The following is a 17,176-nucleotide window of genomic DNA, read 5'->3' as shown; positions in this document are numbered from 1 at the left end:
CATTATAGTACTAAGGTCAACATGCTTAAGGGTGCACTCGGCTGCTAATCGCTTTAATCAAGAATAGCTCTAATCAACAATAGCGCCAACGTGTTTAACCACATTGGTTGCGACATCGGCGGCCGCTTCAACGGCTGTTAAAATATCAGACCCGGCCATTCGCGAGGCTAAATATGTGCCAGCAAAAGAATCTCCAGCGGCAGTCGTATCGATACAGGGAGAATTGCCATCGATTGCACAATAATATTCAGCATGAGCATCGTATGCGTAAATACCGTCTTGTGAACTTTTCACGACAATTTCATGGCATCCCAAAGCTCTAACAAACTCAACGACTTCGGTGTGATTAGCATGACCAAATAAAGCTTTGTGATCCGTCATTCCGGGTAAAGCCAGATCCGTTACTTGATACGCTAAGGTCAACCACTTAATAGCATCTTCTTTAGATTCCCACAATAATGGTCGATAATTCGGATCAAAAACAACAGTTGCACCTTTATTGCGTAAATCACTTACCAAATCAAGTAACGCTTGCTTATCATCATCACTGAAAATACCTAAACTAATACCGGTAAAATACACATAATCAAAATGCGGTAATGTTTCGGCAACACCTTGCGCGTGCATTAATTGCATCAATTGACTGGCTGCCGAGCCTTTACGCCAATAAGACAAACAGCGTTTACCGGCAGAGTCTTTACTAATCGCATAAATACCCAGTTGCGCATCTGGCGTTTGTAATACATATTGCGTATTTAAACCTTCAGCTCTCCATTGTGAAAGCATTTCCTGACTTAAATTATCGGTCCCCACAGCAGATAAATAATAAACCGGCAACTGAGGCTGCCAGCGTTTTGCATATACCGCTGTATTATAAGTATCGCCCGCATATGAGCGTTTGAAGTTTAATGTATCCGTTGCATTTAACTCCATCATACATTCGCCAATTGATATCAAAGATGCCACAATCCAGTCCTCTAAAAATTGTACAGATAGTGAGCTGAATGTTAACGCCTTATACCCTAAATTACCAATAGCCATCGATGCTTTAAAGCGATATGAAGAATAATTAAAATAAATATATAAAAGTAAAATAATTGCTTGCACCTAAGGTGTATACTTAATACTTGATGTAATTCAGCAGCTATTATTTTTTATTATTTTTATGCGTTTTTTAATTATACTAATCCCGATATTCGTCTTATTCAGTCATGCAACTTTCGCCGCCGAGCAACGCGGTTATTTATACGAAGAAGCTATACAGGCCTATCAAAGCAATGAACTAGACAATGCGATTATCCATCTGAAAAATAACCTAAAAGAATTTCCCGAATTTACCCCAGCGCGTATCCTGTTAGGAAAAGTTTACGCGTTACAAGAAAATTGCCTATCGGCCGAAAAAGAACTGACAGTGGCACTGCAAGAAAGAGGTGACTGGCAGCAAGTACTCCCACCACTATTAAACTGTCAATTACAACTACACAATACTGAATCAGCGATTTATTTTATAGAACAGTACCCATATCAACAGGTTAGTGAACTACTGATTATCCGGGCCAAATTAGCCTTGCAACAAGAACAATTTGGCCAAGCTCAACAATTTGCCAGTCAGGCTCTAAAACTCGACAAACAAGACTTAAACGCCCAATTGATAATGGCTGAAGTACTGGTCACTCAAAATCAATATCAAGACGCTATCAACATCTTGAGTACAGCTTTACAGCAACGTCCAAATTCAGTCCCTGCTTTACAACTCAAAGCTAGAGTACTCGAACTACGACAAAACTTGGAAGCTGCACTTGAGTTATATAATCGTATTTTAGAACTCGAAAATAACAATACACTGGCCTTATTTGCCAAAGCATCCTTACTGCAAAAACTGGATAGAGGTGATGAAGCTCTAAAAATCAGTGTTCAGTTAAGAGAACAATTTCCGGATAACCCGTTTGCTAAGCTTTTATTTGCCGTTATTTCGGGGGCCAATGAAATTCCTCAACGAGAAGTTAAGGAAACCTTAAACGATATCAATAATCAGTTGTCTTTGGTGGATTTGAATAAGGTTCCGGGTGGACAACTCAACCTTTTATCTGGCTATGTGCATTATTTAACACAAAATTACCAATCTGCACGCCGCGAATTTTTAAATTATCAGAATAAACACACCAGTGATGCCACCGTTTACAAACTGTTGGCTGAAACCTCTATAAAATTATCTGATGACCAACAAGCATTCATCTATTACCGCGAATATAACAAACGCCAGCCAGCTGACGAGCACGCTCTGGCTAAATTACTGAGCTTGGCGAAAAAACTGGAAAGTACTGAGAACTACCGTTCAATGTTAATCTCTGCACATGAAAAGTTTCCACAGAATGCATCATTTCGCAATCACTTGGCAGCCATCTACTTGGTTTCTGGCGAACAAAACAAAGCCCGCACTTTATTAGAAGGAACGGCACAAAGTAATATATACCTGCTTGATATTCAGCTTGCTCGTTTATTGATCAGTTTACATGAACTAGAACAAGCTGGAAAAATCGCTTCCAAACTGTTAATTCAACAGCCCCAGAACCCCAATAGCCATCAATTAGCCGGAGATATTTATTTAGCGGCGCAGCAACCAACCAAAGCAACAGTTTACTACCAACAAGCACTGAAATTACAAGCTAACTATACACCTGCGGTACTCAAACTTGCCAGCTTAGCCTATAAAAAACAAGACTACGGGCAAGTTGAAGACTTACTTAAAAAACTGAAGACTCAATCTGTCGAAGCATTAGAATTAAAAGCAGCAGTTGCAATTGAACAGAGAAAATACCATAGCGCGATAGACTATTTAGATACCGTTTATCAAACACAGCCATCTCTTAAAACGGCAAAAGCACTCATAGAATTGTACGACCGAACCGGTCAGTTTGCTGCCGCTCAAGGGCTGCTAAGTCGTTATATAGAGGACTACAAGCTCGATGCCGAACTGTTACACTTTAAAATAAAGCTCGCACTGCAAAGCGATCAAGCCATTGCGCTAAAAGATCTAAATACTTTATTTGCCTTGTATTATGATGATCCTAAGCAACTTAAGGCTTTATTTACACTCGAAGCCAGTACAACACGTACTGATGGGCAAATGAAAATTATAAAAAGATTACAACAACTGGAGGAACCTAGCGAACAACTCGCCTTTTTAAAAGTCCAGTTACATATTAAAAATAAAGAATTTGAATTAGCCCAAGCTCAGCTTGAATGGTTAAAAAACCACGCTCACGATGCAATTGATGCAATCGATCCAATTAGTGTACAAGAGCTCGAATTTAATTTGTTGAATAGTCAAAACAAACACCAGCAAGCTAAACAATTAATCAAGAACCTGTACGAGGCAAGCCGCTCTGTCGCGCACTTTAAATCATATTTAGGCCTGTTATTGCAAACTCAAGACACAAGCGCAGCAATAACCCTGTTACAAAGTTGGTTGACTAAATATCCACAAGACCTGCCAGCAACCTATCTGCTTGCAAAATTACATCAGCAGCAAAATGCTCCGCAGCAAAGTATTCTTTTATTAGAAAATTCACTGCAAGTGAGCGAAAACGCCTTTACTCATCATAAACTCGCGCATTTATACGCTGAAAAGAACCTGAATAAAGCACTATCTCATGCACAAATAGCAGTTCAACTTGACAGTCAAAACCCAGCTTTTAATGATACTTATGGTTGGTACTTATATCAGGCACAAAACTACGAAAAAGCGTTAGAACACTTTAGAGTCGCTATGGCTACGGCCGGTCAACAATCTGAATTAATTTATCACCTTGCGGCAACATTAGAAAAATTAAATCGCCCTTCCGAAGCCATTACGGCTTTAGAAAAGTTAAATTTTCAAGACACTAACTTTAAAAGTAGAGATAAAGCCTTAAAATTATATAACAAACTAAAAGGAAAATAGCTTTTCAGTTGATTTTGTATAAAAAACACTCTATTATTTCGAGTCTAATAAGTTGTAAGGTTGTTGTTGCTATGAAGTCTAAGCTGTTACCTATTGTTGCTCTATTTACCTCATTTAATTTATCTGCATGGGAAATCGATCTCGGCTCAGCGGCAGAATACAATATCTTTGTCCAAAATGATTTTACCCATACCGGCACTTCTGACTCTCAAGGTAAAATCGCTGTTGGCGGCAATGCATCAGTCGATCAATATGACGTTGGCATTAACTACAACCCAAATACCAACCTACCGGGTGTCCAGTTTTGGGAGAGAGAATCAGGCTATTCTGATGTCTTAGTCGTGCAAGGTAATCTCAGTGTCAATCGCGCCGACAACATCAAAGGTAACTTGGTTTTGGGAGGCGAATTGATAAAAAATGGTACGACAGTAAACGCCCCTAATTCGCTTGTGCCCGGCAATGACCCTGTATTGGGTGAGGTATTCAATTTTACTGACCGACCTCTTGATTTTGATTCGGCGTTTAGCTACCTGACACAATTATCTTCTGATTTAGCGCAGCTCACCAATACTGGCGAGATTGTAGCAAAAGGTAATCAGTGGTGGCAGAGCACCCAAGAATTTATCTTTACGCCTAATAACACCCTGATGAATGAACAAGGTGTCTTAGTCATGGATTTTGACGGAGCTAATTTACAAGAAGTAACGAGCTTTACCGCAACTGGCTTAGACGCCAACATGCCTATTATCATTAACATCAGCGGCACTGACATAAGTTTTGATTCAATAGACTATTTTGGCGATCTGGCGCAAGAGTACGCGGGTGATTTAAGTTATGTAGGTGGCAAGAAAAAAATGCCGAACAATATATTGTTTAACTTTTACGAAGCTGAACATTTAGCAATGACCTCGGGTGGATTCTACGGCAATATCCTCGCGCCTACTGCGGATTTCGAGTTTTTATCAGGCGATCTCAGTGGTCAGGTGATAGCAAAAAGCTGGACCAGCAACAGTGGTGCTCAAGCCAATTTATGGAACGGCTTGTACCCCAGTGCTGAAGGCGAAAGAGCAAATGTTGAAATAGCCGAACCAACAAGCATTGCACTATTTTTGTTGGCAATACTGGCGATGCTGAGCTTTCAGCGCAGGTCGTATACAGCATTAACCCTCTCGAATCCTCTCGCTGCTGTTCAGTGCCGTTAAAACTAAAGCCACATAATAAATAGCAAAAGCCATCATCACGCCTGCATTTACTTTTAATGCAGGCGATTTAAAGCACTGAAACTTCGCTTTGTATCAGCCATATCAATAATACCTCAGCGCTCTCACTTTCCCCCAAAATACCCGATATGAAAAAACCGTGTATGCAAGAATACTCGGCACCACAATTATCACACCCCACAGAATAAAACTTAAGGATTCAGCCGATGATGCGGCCTGAAATATACTTAGCCGACCCGGTACAATATCCGGAAAATAGCTAAATGCTAGACCGTTAAAACATAAGAAAAATATCATAGTACAGGCAACAAAAGGGATCCAGCAACTTACATCACCTTTAAACGGCATTCTTTTCAATAGACGATCAACAATCAGAAACAGAACAAAACAAAATAATGGCAATGGCATTAATAACAGGGCATTCGGTAGGCTAAACCAGCGCTCATATACGTCCGAATTAATCATCGGATTAACGATAGAAACCGCAAAAACGCCGACAAAACATAAACGCCCCGCTTTTCTAGCCCACATTGTCGATTTTTTCTGCAACTCTCCTTCTGTTTTCATCACCAACCAGCAAGCACCAATATAGCTATAAGCTGCCGCTACGCCAAAAGCGCTTATCACACTAAAGACATAAGCCGCTAATGTAGACTGAAATCCCATAACATACATACCCAGCATATAACCCTGGCTAAGCGCTGCCAATAATGAGCCCAATTTAAAAATGCGATTCCAGCCAGCTCTATGACTAAACGCAGCTTTAACTCTAAAATCAAATGCGACGCCTCGCATTATTAGAGCAATCAATAGTACAGCTGCGGGTAAATATAGCTCTCTAAGAATCAAGCTGTGCGCAGCAGGGAAAGCGATTAATAAAATACCAACGGCTAACACTAACCAGGTCTCATTCGCATCCCAAAATGGTCCAATTGAAGCTATCATGCTATCACTTTGCGCTTGCTCTTGTAGCGGCAATAAAATACCCACACCCAAATCGTAACCATCTAAAATAGCGTATAAAAGTATTGCAAACCCCATCAAGCCGACAAATATTATTGCCAGCATCTCTGCACTAAACATTGCGAGCCTCCATATCTTGACGGTTTGATAAATTGTTTTCTTCTAGTTCGGCCTGACTGATCTCTTCTATTTCTACAGCGCGCCTTGCCATCAAAAAAACCGTATGTAAATAAGCAAGCATTAGAATGGCATAAACCAACAAATATAAACTCAATGATATCGCAACATTGCCCGGTGCAATATCAGTTGCAGCTTGTTCAACGGTTAATACGCCAGAAACCAAATAAGGCTGACGACCGATTTCGGTAACATACCACCCGGCCAGCGTTGCTATCCAACCTGAAAAAGTCATAGCAGTGAGAATTTTTAATAAACCAGCTGATAACTCACCTTTGCACGATAATTGCCAGCGACATAACCAGGATATTAGCAGCATTAACATCCCTATTAGGAGCATAACTCTAAACGCCCAAAAGACGGCAAAAACAGGAGGATGTTTACCAAAAAATTCGTCTAACCCTTTAATTTCCCCTGCGAAATCATGCGTTAATATCAAACTCGCTAAGCCTGGAATCCCTAATTCAAAATGATTAGTCCGCTTACTTTCATCTGGTATTGCGAACAACAGCAATGGCGCATGCGTTTCTGTTTGCCATACCCCTTCCATCGCAGCAATTTTTTGTGGCTGATGTTCAAGTGTATTTAAGCCATGCATGTCACCTACAAATATTTGCAACGGGGTGACTAGCGCGGCCACCGTTAATGCGGTTTTTAACGCGAGTTTAGGCGCTCGCTTGTTATCACCGCGCAATATACGATAAGCACTTAACCCCGCTATAACAAAAGAAGCCGTTAAGAATGAAGCGAATAGCATATGGGTAAAACGGTAGGGAAAGGATGGATTGAATACCACGTCAAACCAACTGGTTACATGAGCAACGCCATCAATCATCTGGTAGCCAGAGGGGGTGTGCATCCAAGAGTTTAATGACAAAATCCAAAATGCGGACAAGCTGGTGCCAACTGCAACCACTAAAGTTGCAAACGTGTGCACCCAAGGTGCGACGCGATGAATGCCAAACAGCATAATCCCTAGAAACGTTGCCTCTAAAAAGAAAGCGGTAAGTACTTCATAACCCAATAATGGTCCAGCTATATTGCCAACCGTTTCCATAAAGCCAGGCCAATTAGTGCCAAATTGAAAAGACATGGTAATACCACTAACCACACCTAACGCGAAGGTTAACGCAAAAATTTTAACCCAAAAACGATACACGCGCATCCAGACAGGATCGCCTGACAAGTTAAAGCGAAGTTTGAAATAAAACAAAAACCAAGCCAGTGCAATGGTAATCGTCGGAAATAAAATATGGAAACTAATGTTGGCTGCGAACTGAATGCGTGACAGTATCAAGGTATCTAACATAAATGCCTCCTTACAAGGCGTTTAAGAGTCTGTTAATTTTTCTGAGGGAGCTGGCCAATCCCGGGTAATAAACTAGCGCTTAGCCGAGCCTAAAAATTTTTCTTTCATGTCCAGCACTTTGCCAACACCACTACCGAGTTGCATCAGTTTATTTAATTTTTCAGGTCCCATTTTTGGCAATTCAGATGTCCAAAGCGTGACAGCGTCCAATAAATCATGAATTTCTCGCATTTTATTATGCGCAAATACTTCTTGGGCATTGGCAGGTTCATCTAATAAGTTGTCGCGTAATAGACTTAAAGTCGGGTCAACCTCACGCTTTCGCCGTTCTTCAAAAACTCTAATAGCCATCTGCCAAATATCACCAGCCGGAGCATAATATTCTTTACGGTCACCAGGTTTATGTTGTACCTGAATTAAACGCCATGCTTGCAGCTCTTTAATCCCCATACTGACATTCCCTCGTGATATATTTAAGGTTTCAGATATTTGATTAGCCGTTAATGGCTGGTCTGAAATCACAATCAACCCACACATCTGGCCAATTGTGCGGTTAAATCCCCAACGACTTCCCATTTCACCACAGTGTAAAACGAACGCTTCAATTTTTGAGTTCATATTAATTACCAAAGTTTCAGAAATTACTGAAACTTTAAAACATAAAAATCAAAATTTCAATCAATTCTTGTGCTTTTAACAACGCACGCAAAGATTGTTGGCTATAGTTAACGAGTATAAATAATTAGGACGATTGGATTATGCAGTATCACATTGGTGTGCAAATCTTGCTATTCGTAAGCCTCACCTTACTGCTAGGTGTTTTTTTGCGTGATTTACTAAAAAAAACTCAAGTCCCTTATACCATTGCATTGTTGAGCATGGGGATTTTAATCGGTTTACTGCAACGCTTTGAAGCAGCATGGCTGCCCGATGTTTATAATCAAACCGTACAATTAGTCGCTGATATTGACCCACATTTAATTCTGTTTTTATTTTTGCCAACTTTAATTTTCGAATCCGCTTATTCAATTGAAACTCATTTGTTTAAACGTACTTTTAATCAAATATCGCTATTGGCGGTGCCCGGACTCATCATCAGCACCACATTAACCGCTGCTTTTGTAAAATATGTTTTTCCTTGGGATTGGAGCTGGACCGTGTGTTTTATGTTTGGCGCTTTAATCAGTGCAACCGATCCGGTAGCTGTTGTTGCATTGTTAAAAGAACTCAGCTCTCGAAAACGCTTAGAAACATTGATAGAAGGCGAATCGCTGCTCAACGACGGCACTGCAATCGTATTATTTACGCTATTTTATAGTATGTTGGTGGCGACAAATGGCGGTGAATTAGCTGTCTTATCAGTTTTACTCGATTTTAGCTGGGTCGTTAGCTTTGGGTTCTTAATCGGTCTGTTAGGTGGCTGGCTAATGATTTTGTGGATTGGCAGAATATTTAACGATCCACTGATTGAAATCACAACTTCTATCGCTACAGCTTATCTGGTCTTCTATTTTGCTGAAGGTTTTTTCCACGTATCAGGGGTCGTTGCAGTCGTCACCTTAGGCGTTTTATTAGCCAGCCAAGGGCGCACGCGAATTTCACCAGAAGTAAAAGGTTTTCTACATCATTTTTGGCAAATGATGGCTTATCTTGCCAATACTTTAATCTTTGTTGTGGTTGGCATCATTGTCGCGGTAAAGATTCAATTGAATGACCCCCAGGCTTGGTTAATGTTGGCCATTTTATACGTTGCGATTCTACTGATTAGAGCAATAGCTATCAGCGTACTCAGACCCATATTGGACAAAATTGGTGTCGGTTTGTCGAAAGAAAAAACCATAGTGTTGATTTGGGGAGGACTGCGCGGTGCCGTTGCGCTAGCGTTAGCTTTGTCGGTTACACAAAATGAAAACTTTCCACAGCAAACGGGTGAGCAAATTTTATTTTTATGCGCCGGCATTGTCGTATTAACCATAGTAGTTAATGGCGGCAGCATGCGTTATTTATTAAAAAAATTGGGGTTAAGTGAATTACCCGCCGCAAAACAAAAAACCGTCGACAAAGCTGAACTGAAAATACAACAATCATTACAAGAAGACATAGCCAAAATGCAAAAAGATGAAAATTTTGCACACACTGATTGGCAAAAAATCAAACAGCATGAATACATCTACCAAGAGATGGCTGAAGAAGAGCTGGCACATTTGAAAACGTCAGAAGAAGAGCTCATTATCGCCTATAAACGCCGTTTATTAGAATCCGAAAAACAATTTTACTGGCAATTGTTTGACCAAGGAATGTTGAATGTAAAATCTATCCAGCTACTCAACAAAGCGGTAGAAAAAGCGCTAGACGGTGAACCGATTATTTATCCGCGCGAAGACCTATATTTTAATCAAATTGATGATACAAATTTTGCTCAGGCATTTTACATTGCGCACGGTTTTATACAGGCACAAAAAGCCAGCAAACAAAATTTAAAAGACCTATCAGCCCCAATTTCATTTCAACATAAAATAGTGTACGAGATCGATAAAAACCTGCAGCAAATGCAGCACTATTTGACCGAAATTAGCCAATACGAGCCGACAAAAGTCCAAGAAATTCAAACCTTAATTGCAACTCGGGTATTGTTAAATAAACGTCGGCAAAAACTACTGGATATGCAATTTCAAGGCATGCTTGAAAAAGCGGAAGCTGAGAAACTCATCGCTGAAGTGGAGACAGAAATTTACCAGATTATGCAAAGATAAACTCGCTGCAACGAGATTAAATAGCAGGATTGAGTTAGAATATGAGCTAATTAATAGTTGGGTGGCGCAAGCATGTTAGTTGACGTAAAGCTGATACCAGATGATCAGCTCGACAATCTGATCAAAGAGTTCTTACTGCAAATGGGGTCTTTTGATGATGGTTTTGAGTATCAAGCCGAATATGTTCAAAAAGTAAAACAGCAGCTTTTTAAAAAAGAGCTGCTGGTCAGTTACTCAGAGCAAGATGAAAGCATAGGCATCGTTAGCGCTGACAGCATTGCGGTCAAACCACAAGAAATGTGGCCTGATTGACCACTTTTAAACTTTGTTTGCGATTGCCATACCCACAAACATTGCCAGTAAAAAATACACAACGGTCAGGTCTAAGTAAACAAGTGATGCGATAGCTGGGCCTGGACACCAACCAACCATGCCCCAACCAATCCCAAATAAAGCTGCGCCGAAAATTAATTTGTTATCTGTTTTGTTATTTTTAGGTACGCTAAACTCTAGATTACAAAGTGGCGCTTTACGTTTTTGAATGAAGTAAAATGACGGTATGGTGATGAGCAAAGCAGAGGCCATCACAAAAGCTAAAGTGATATCCCAGTTGCCAAAAACATCTAAAAAACCTTTTACTTTTTGCGTATCTGTCATACCTGAAACCGCCAGCCCCAAGCCAAATAACACACCTGAAGATAAACCAACGATTGAAGTTTTAAACTGCAACATAATGCCCCCGGTATTAAATAAACTGAGTTAGATAAAATGACTTAGAAAAACCGATAAAATGCCTGTTGACATAAAAATGCTAGTCGCAATAAAAGAGCGCTTCGACAGACGGCCAATACCACAAATGCCATGTCCACTTGTACAACCACTGCCTAATTTAGCCCCAAAACCGACTAAAAAACCGGCTAAAACAATCCAGCCAACATTGTTATCTGGTAATTGGGGCACGGTAATATTCAACTGAGAGTGCGCTAGCCATGTCCCCAGTAGTAGTCCGATAATAAATAACCATTGCCATTTCTGTTCAACAGAGCTTTGCCAGCTACGCCAAGCAATACCGCTAATTCCGGCTATACGGCCATTGAACAGCAACAATATTAGAGCGGATAGACCAATCAAGATCCCCCCCACAACGGCCATTAAATATTCGTTCATTTTACACCTCACTGATTGCTAAATTTTCTACATATATGCTTGCCTTGTATTTACTTATACGTCTAGCTCACCACATTGCTGGTTCGCAGGCACAGCGATCTCAATATGCTTTGGTTTCGGCAAATTCAACTCTGCCATAAACTGAATAAACGCGCCTTTGTCTTTAATTTTAACTCGCGGATTGAAATATTTTTCTTCAAAAATTGTGCTTTGTGTAAAACCATTATAGTCATGCGCTGGGTAGACAATGGTGTTGTCTGGATACTGCAATAGTTTGTTATGCAAACTCTCATACAAATCACTCGCGCTGCCATTTTGGAAATCCGTTCGACCCGTTCCACGAATGAGTAAGGTATCTCCGGTAAATAAATACCCGTTCGCGCCCTCTTGTAAATAGAAGCTATATGAGTCATCAGTATGCCCTGGGGTATAGATGGCTCGTAAAGACAACAGGCCAATCGTAAGGCAAGCATTGTTGGTTAATCCACCAGACGCGCAATTAACCTTACCTTGACTGCTCACTAAAGTGCTACATCCGGTAGCCTTTCTAAGCACAGATAAAGCGGTGATGTGATCTGCATGTATATGAGTATCTAGCGCGTAAACAAGTTTAAGGTTTAATTCTTTTAGCAATTGTACATACTGAGTCACATTGTCTTTGACTGGGTCAATTAAAGCCGCTTGACCTGTTTTGTCACAAACCAGCAGATAAGTGTAGGTGTAACTGTCACGATCATATAACTGGCGAATCATAAACCTATCCTCCAAAATGTTTAATCAACATGACCAGCGCCATAATACACATGGCGACTGAAAAACTTTGTTGTAACTTGGCGGTTGTAAGGTGACGGCTAAGAAAAAAGCCTAACAGCATACCTGTTATGCCACCAAGCGAAATTAACAATATCAACGACCAATCCATATAAGCTGAATTTTGTGCAAACGAAATAAAACCGCTGCTGCTAATCACAGCAATGACAAATAACGACGTAGCAATTGCTGCAGAGAACTTCATTCGGGTTAACAACAACAAAGAAGGCACTATCAAAAAGCCCCCTCCAACCCCAAACAATCCAGACATTATCCCTGTAGTTGCAGCAGCTAAGCTCAAACCTAAAGTAGATTTTGCAGAAATTGAAAACGCTTGGCCTTGCGCTTGCTTAGATTGCTTAGATTGGCATGGCAAATCACTACTTTTATTTTCAATAGAGAACTTTGCGCGGACATCGTTATTTTTTAAAGTGCTGACTGGTGCCGACTGCCACATTTTGTAAGCTATCAGTACCGTCAGCATAACAAAGCCAATGATAATAAAAGACGTCGGCAATTGATGATTTAGCCAATTACCTAAAGGCGCAAAAATGGCGCCCAAAAGAGCGAATATTACAGCGGGTATCCATATAATTTGTCTTTGTGTGAATCTAATTAACACACCAAATAACGAACTAAAAGCAACCGTCGCTAAAGAAACACCGATTGCTTGTTGTACGGGAATATCCAATAACAATATAAGCAATGGAACGGCAAAAATAGATCCCCCGGCCCCTGTCAGGCCAAGTACCAATCCAATCACGGCGCCAATTAAAATCTCTAACATAAATATACCTTTGCCGATGCGTACAACTATTATATTAGGAACAACTAATATAACAAGAAGATACATTAGACTTTACTAATATAACAAACCTCAATAATAATTGATTTTGTTATATGCAATGGTTAAAAGGCGTAAATAGCGGCAGAAGTACACAAATCGATCGGATATAAAAAGGAGTCACGAGGACTCCTTTTGGTTATTTTAGTGATTTGGCGTGTTTGAATATAGGGTTAACTCATGTTTATGATTACTAAGTTACATTTATTGTACTTCACGCAATAAACTAAAGTTACTGCGACTATCATCAATCACTAAATAGCCCCCTAAGGCTTGTATATATTCAAAGCGACTGCCGTTTAATTCAGGAGTGTTTTTAGCCACGATTTCAATCGTTGAGTTTTCATGGTCAATGTACAAATAATACAAACGATCTTGTCCATTCCAGCCAACTATTTTTTCAGCTTCAGTATGGTAAGTCAGTTTAGGTGAACCAGAGTTTAACAAGTAATCGTCACCAATAATCTGCCAATCTGTTTTAAATGACAAGGCTTCAGCCGTTGCTAAGCCATCTAACGAAGTACTAATAACCCGACCATTACCGATATAAAATAAGGTATTGCTCGCCTCATCGATAATGCCGCTAACACCAGCTGTATGAACAGAATTCACCAACTTCCGACTTTCTGCAGTCTCGGCGTTATAAACATGCAAACCTTGATTGTGCGCAATAATTTGCAAACCAGAAACTTTATCAAGTGTAACAATTCGCGATGTAGTGCCTTTAAAGTCACTATTTTCGGCATGCAATAAAGTCCACTCCCCTGTATCCGGCGCAAACAACCAGCCATCTGACGTTTCATAATTTGAACTACATGCAACATAACCGCCTTGGAAAAACAGTGAGTCAGTTTTGTAATCAAAGGTCAGTGAATTTTTCAAGTTTCTCGGGGCTGCTGTCATCTCACCAGAGACGGTTGTCCAGATGCCGGAGCATGGATAATTAAAGACATCCCAATAATTGTTATCCCCAGCTTCAAAAATATCCAATTGCGTGATATCGGTTCTCTGATGAATTTGTTGCAGTGTTTGTGTCGTTACATCAAACGCAAATAATTCGTTGCCAAAATAAGTACGCATCCCGCCGCCATTGATATACACAACATTTTTTTCAGGTACATAAACACTACTGATAGTGCCACCGGGCCAATATTTCATAACACCACTTACGTATGGGTCATTTGATGTCAAATAATCACTAATTCTGGTGTTTAACAAGGTATCGACTGTCGTTTCAGGCAACAAATCGGCTTTGGGTGATTCATTTACATTTATTGATACTATTGACTGATTTTTACCTGCATCGCCATAACAGGTCAAAATAAAGTCTGTGTTACGAGACAATTCGTCAACGTGTAAACTGCCGGAAGCGCTCACGCGCTTGTCTAGACCACCTGAAAAGTCACAAACATGAGCATTTTGCGCCGTCCAAGCTAGTTCTACAGAGCCTAAATAATCAATGGTCGTCTGGTTTGCGATCAATTCAACAGATGGAACGGGGTGTATTAAACCATCATATTCAAAAGCCCCAACATCTAACTTACCATCTATCAACCGGATATTTGCAGGGCCAGAACGATTAAACTCGGTGAGTTGATGTTTAAATTTTGATAATTCGAAACCCTCAACATCGATTGCCGCATCAATCGCTACAGAATGTTTAGCCAGATAGTAACTTTCATTTTCTAAACTTTCAAAATCTGAGCCGTCTGTAATGATATTATTTTGTATCGATACCAGATTACTGGTCGCACTTTTACTAAAAGTAACAAAATTTGCTTCACTCAACCCATAGACTAGGTTATTCGCAACATACCCTTCTTCAAAATCATTCATGTTGTCGTAAATTTTTAAGAATTTACCTCTATCATGGTAATTGACAATCGTATTGTGCGACATAAATAAATGTTTGTTAGGGTTATTTCGGCTACCTTCTTTACTTTCCGCTGCATAAGCAACCATTACATAATTTGGGCTATTCTGCGTTTGTACCAGCACATTACCGTGAATAAATGTTGGACCACCACCGGTAATATCAATGTGGTAGCTAGATGTGCCCGTCAAACCATCTTCTAACTTGTTACCAATAATATAGTTTTCACGCGCAATCGTTTTAATTAAATGCCCAGTGTCCGCATCATGACTGTAACTGTTAAAAATACTAAAAGTATTTGTGTTGGTTATATACATGTTGTGAGAGCGGCCTGAATTATGTCCGTTAAAGGCAAATTCTGAATCGACAATAAATACGTGATTATTTTCAACTGGGTACTTAGGCGTATAAGGGGTCACCAAAATACCATTTTGGTTGTGATGGAAATAACTGTTTTTGATAACTAGATTACCCCCCCATCGTGGCGAATACCCGCACCGTTATTATCCGAAACTTTTGCAAAGGAAAACTCGATATTTTCAATACGCACATTATAGCCAATGGTATTCCAAAGGCCCTTACCACCGGGCAAATTACCGCCACAATCTTGCCAAGTGATATGTGCACGTCCATTTACGCCGCGAATAACCAAATCATTCGCTTTCCATTTAACACCTGCATCACAACTATATTTGGCGGCCTCTATTTCTATAATATCACCATTTTGTGCTATGGCAGCTGCTTCAGAGGGAAGTTTTAAACTTTGTTCTGGACCAACTTTAAGTATATTTTGCCCAAACACACCAAAACTCATTAACGCACTCGTAGCGAGCACCGTCATTTTGAACGACGTACAACAGCTCATAATTTTTACCTTCATGGTTACGACTTAATACCAGGATATGTGAACGTGGTCTCAAACCACGCCATGAGTCTAGGAAGAGATAAACAAGAGCGCAAGTAAAAACCGAGCATTATTTTATCCTGTTTTGTTTAGAAAAATGAACACCCCTACAAAAATTAACAGCCTGTGTTTTTATCTTACTATAAAAGTAGCGGACCAAATTAAAACCATTTTTGACTCTATAACTCACAATAAACTGCTCATCAACTTTGTCACTTAATGATTTTTTATATCTATCATCACCAGCCATAAAGTCATAGCAAGTAAAACCTAGCCTGGCATATTCCAGCATAATCAATACGTGACTCACTAATCCAATTTTGATCTTATTATCAGAAAATGTTTGAAAACCCGCTAAATAAAAATAGGCTGTCTTGCGATAGATAAAATTATATACATAGGCACAATCTGTTTCGCCAACTCGTAGAATCCAAAAATCTATGTTGTGCGGAAAAGCACCTTTTATCAATTGAACATGAAATGTTTGAAAAAATGGATTAACGAATCCACTTTTATCTTGCCATTTGAGCTTATGGAGTTTACCCGCTTCTTCAAATGCCATAAGTGCTTCGTCAACTTGACTTGCTCGACGCAAAGAAACGTTTCCCATCCCATTCAACAATTTGATCGAGCGTTTAATTTGACTGCGAGTGTTCTTCGAAAAATGTGATAATAGGCCAGATAAATTAGACTTGCTAGCATCCAAGGTACAACTATACCCTTTGGCTTGCCATAAAACTTTAGACCAGACATTACTCTGATGATTCATTAGTTGCGCTTTTGTTGATGTCCCTATATTTATTTCATCAACAGAGTGCACCCTGCATAAATAGTCACTCAAAATCGCCAGCTGCGTTCGAGGGTCTTCAGTTGTTAAAACTTGATTGTATTCAAGCCATACTTGATCTTCTCGCGGATCGCCACTGCGATTGATCCAAGCTTGCTTAATAAACTTTTTTTGTCGAAAAAAAACAAATGCAAGCCCTGTTAATTGACCAGCCCCAAAAATTCGCGCCAAATAGGGGGGCGTTTGGCTTGTACTCACAAAATGTTTAAGCCAACAAACAGAAGTGAAAAAGCTTCCTTGAGACTCTCTTTCAAGCACCAACCATTGAGAAATAGTATCTGCAATGTTTTCATCAGTCATCCTTACCAAATCTACATGATGATTTGATAAGGATGGCAAATCGCTAAATTTAATAGCCCCCACAAA

15 protein-coding genes are annotated in these 17,176 nt (G+C 39.9%); 4 read left to right on the top strand and 11 right to left on the bottom strand.

Going from position 1 to position 17,176, the window contains the following annotated elements:
- Positions 1-69: 69 nt before the first annotated feature.
- Complete coding sequence (locus tag FNT16_RS07685; RefSeq protein WP_185976724.1) at positions 70-966, bottom strand: sugar kinase; 897 nt, start codon at positions 964-966, stop codon at positions 70-72.
- A gap of 199 nt (positions 967-1,165) precedes the next feature.
- Between FNT16_RS07685 and prsT the strand changes: the two genes are divergently transcribed.
- Positions 1,166-3,943, top strand: coding sequence for an XrtA/PEP-CTERM system TPR-repeat protein PrsT (gene prsT, locus FNT16_RS07680; protein WP_143871040.1), 2,778 nt, complete (start codon positions 1,166-1,168; stop codon positions 3,941-3,943).
- Positions 3,944-4,014: 71 nt separating this feature from the next.
- Positions 4,015-5,145: a choice-of-anchor A family protein gene (locus FNT16_RS07675; protein ID WP_143871039.1), complete on the top strand. Its 1,131-nt coding sequence runs from the start codon at positions 4,015-4,017 to the stop codon at positions 5,143-5,145.
- Positions 5,146-5,247: 102 nt separating this feature from the next.
- Here the strand turns inward: FNT16_RS07675 and FNT16_RS07670 are convergent, their stop codons facing one another.
- The 3 genes from FNT16_RS07670 to FNT16_RS07660 form a co-directional block, all read right to left on the bottom strand.
- A complete protein-coding gene (locus FNT16_RS07670) occupies positions 5,248-6,246 on the bottom strand; it encodes a cytochrome d ubiquinol oxidase subunit II (RefSeq protein ID WP_143871038.1) in 999 nt (332 codons plus the stop codon).
- Positions 6,239-7,612 carry a cytochrome ubiquinol oxidase subunit I gene (locus FNT16_RS07665; RefSeq protein WP_143871037.1) on the bottom strand — a complete coding sequence of 458 codons (1,374 nt, stop codon included), beginning with the start codon at positions 7,610-7,612 and terminating at the stop codon, positions 6,239-6,241. Before FNT16_RS07665 ends, FNT16_RS07670 begins: the two co-directional genes overlap by 8 nt.
- 72 nt (positions 7,613-7,684) lie before the next feature.
- Positions 7,685-8,230, bottom strand: a complete 546-nt coding sequence (locus FNT16_RS07660) for a GbsR/MarR family transcriptional regulator (protein WP_185976723.1) — start codon at positions 8,228-8,230, stop codon at positions 7,685-7,687.
- A gap of 140 nt (positions 8,231-8,370) precedes the next feature.
- On the opposite strand from FNT16_RS07660, the gene FNT16_RS07655 reads away from it, so the two are divergent.
- Together FNT16_RS07655 and FNT16_RS07650 are read left to right on the top strand one after the other, a co-directional pair.
- Positions 8,371-10,365, top strand: coding sequence for a cation:proton antiporter (locus tag FNT16_RS07655; RefSeq protein ID WP_143871036.1), 1,995 nt, complete (start codon positions 8,371-8,373; stop codon positions 10,363-10,365).
- Positions 10,366-10,437: 72 nt separating this feature from the next.
- Positions 10,438-10,677 carry a YheU family protein gene (locus FNT16_RS07650; protein WP_143871035.1) on the top strand — a complete coding sequence of 80 codons (240 nt, stop codon included), beginning with the start codon at positions 10,438-10,440 and terminating at the stop codon, positions 10,675-10,677.
- A 6-nt stretch (positions 10,678-10,683) separates the two neighbouring features.
- On the opposite strand, the gene FNT16_RS07645 is transcribed toward FNT16_RS07650, so the two are convergent.
- The 7 genes from FNT16_RS07645 to FNT16_RS07615 all read right to left on the bottom strand — a co-directional run bounded on the left by FNT16_RS07645 (position 10,684) and on the right by FNT16_RS07615 (position 17,173).
- Entirely contained in the window at positions 10,684-11,097 is a 414-nt protein-coding gene (locus FNT16_RS07645) for a DUF6691 family protein (protein WP_143871034.1), read from the bottom strand.
- Positions 11,098-11,124: 27 nt separating this feature from the next.
- Positions 11,125-11,532, bottom strand: coding sequence for a YeeE/YedE family protein (locus tag FNT16_RS07640; RefSeq protein WP_143871033.1), 408 nt, complete (start codon positions 11,530-11,532; stop codon positions 11,125-11,127).
- Positions 11,533-11,586: 54 nt separating this feature from the next.
- Positions 11,587-12,285: an MBL fold metallo-hydrolase gene (locus tag FNT16_RS07635; RefSeq protein ID WP_143871032.1), complete on the bottom strand. Its 699-nt coding sequence runs from the start codon at positions 12,283-12,285 to the stop codon at positions 11,587-11,589.
- A gap of 4 nt (positions 12,286-12,289) precedes the next feature.
- The gene (locus tag FNT16_RS07630) at positions 12,290-13,129 is read right to left on the bottom strand and encodes a sulfite exporter TauE/SafE family protein (protein ID WP_185976722.1); all 840 of its coding nucleotides are present in this window, start codon (positions 13,127-13,129) and stop codon (positions 12,290-12,292) included.
- A gap of 261 nt (positions 13,130-13,390) precedes the next feature.
- Positions 13,391-15,478, bottom strand: a complete 2,088-nt coding sequence (locus FNT16_RS07625; protein ID WP_143871030.1) for a hypothetical protein — start codon at positions 15,476-15,478, stop codon at positions 13,391-13,393.
- 44 nt (positions 15,479-15,522) lie between these two features.
- Positions 15,523-15,924 (bottom strand): hypothetical protein, encoded by a 402-nt coding sequence (locus FNT16_RS07620; RefSeq protein WP_143871029.1) that lies wholly within the window; start codon positions 15,922-15,924, stop codon positions 15,523-15,525.
- Between the two features lie 109 nt (positions 15,925-16,033).
- Positions 16,034-17,173 carry a GNAT family N-acetyltransferase gene (locus FNT16_RS07615; RefSeq protein ID WP_143871028.1) on the bottom strand — a complete coding sequence of 380 codons (1,140 nt, stop codon included), beginning with the start codon at positions 17,171-17,173 and terminating at the stop codon, positions 16,034-16,036.
- Positions 17,174-17,176 lie beyond the last annotated feature (3 nt).

This window comes from Catenovulum sediminis, assembly GCF_007289895.1.
GTDB classification, from domain to species: Bacteria; Pseudomonadota; Gammaproteobacteria; order Enterobacterales; family Alteromonadaceae; genus Catenovulum; species Catenovulum sediminis.
The sequence above is the reverse complement of the archived record's forward strand: the minus strand, read 5'-3'. Positions and strand labels throughout refer to the sequence as shown.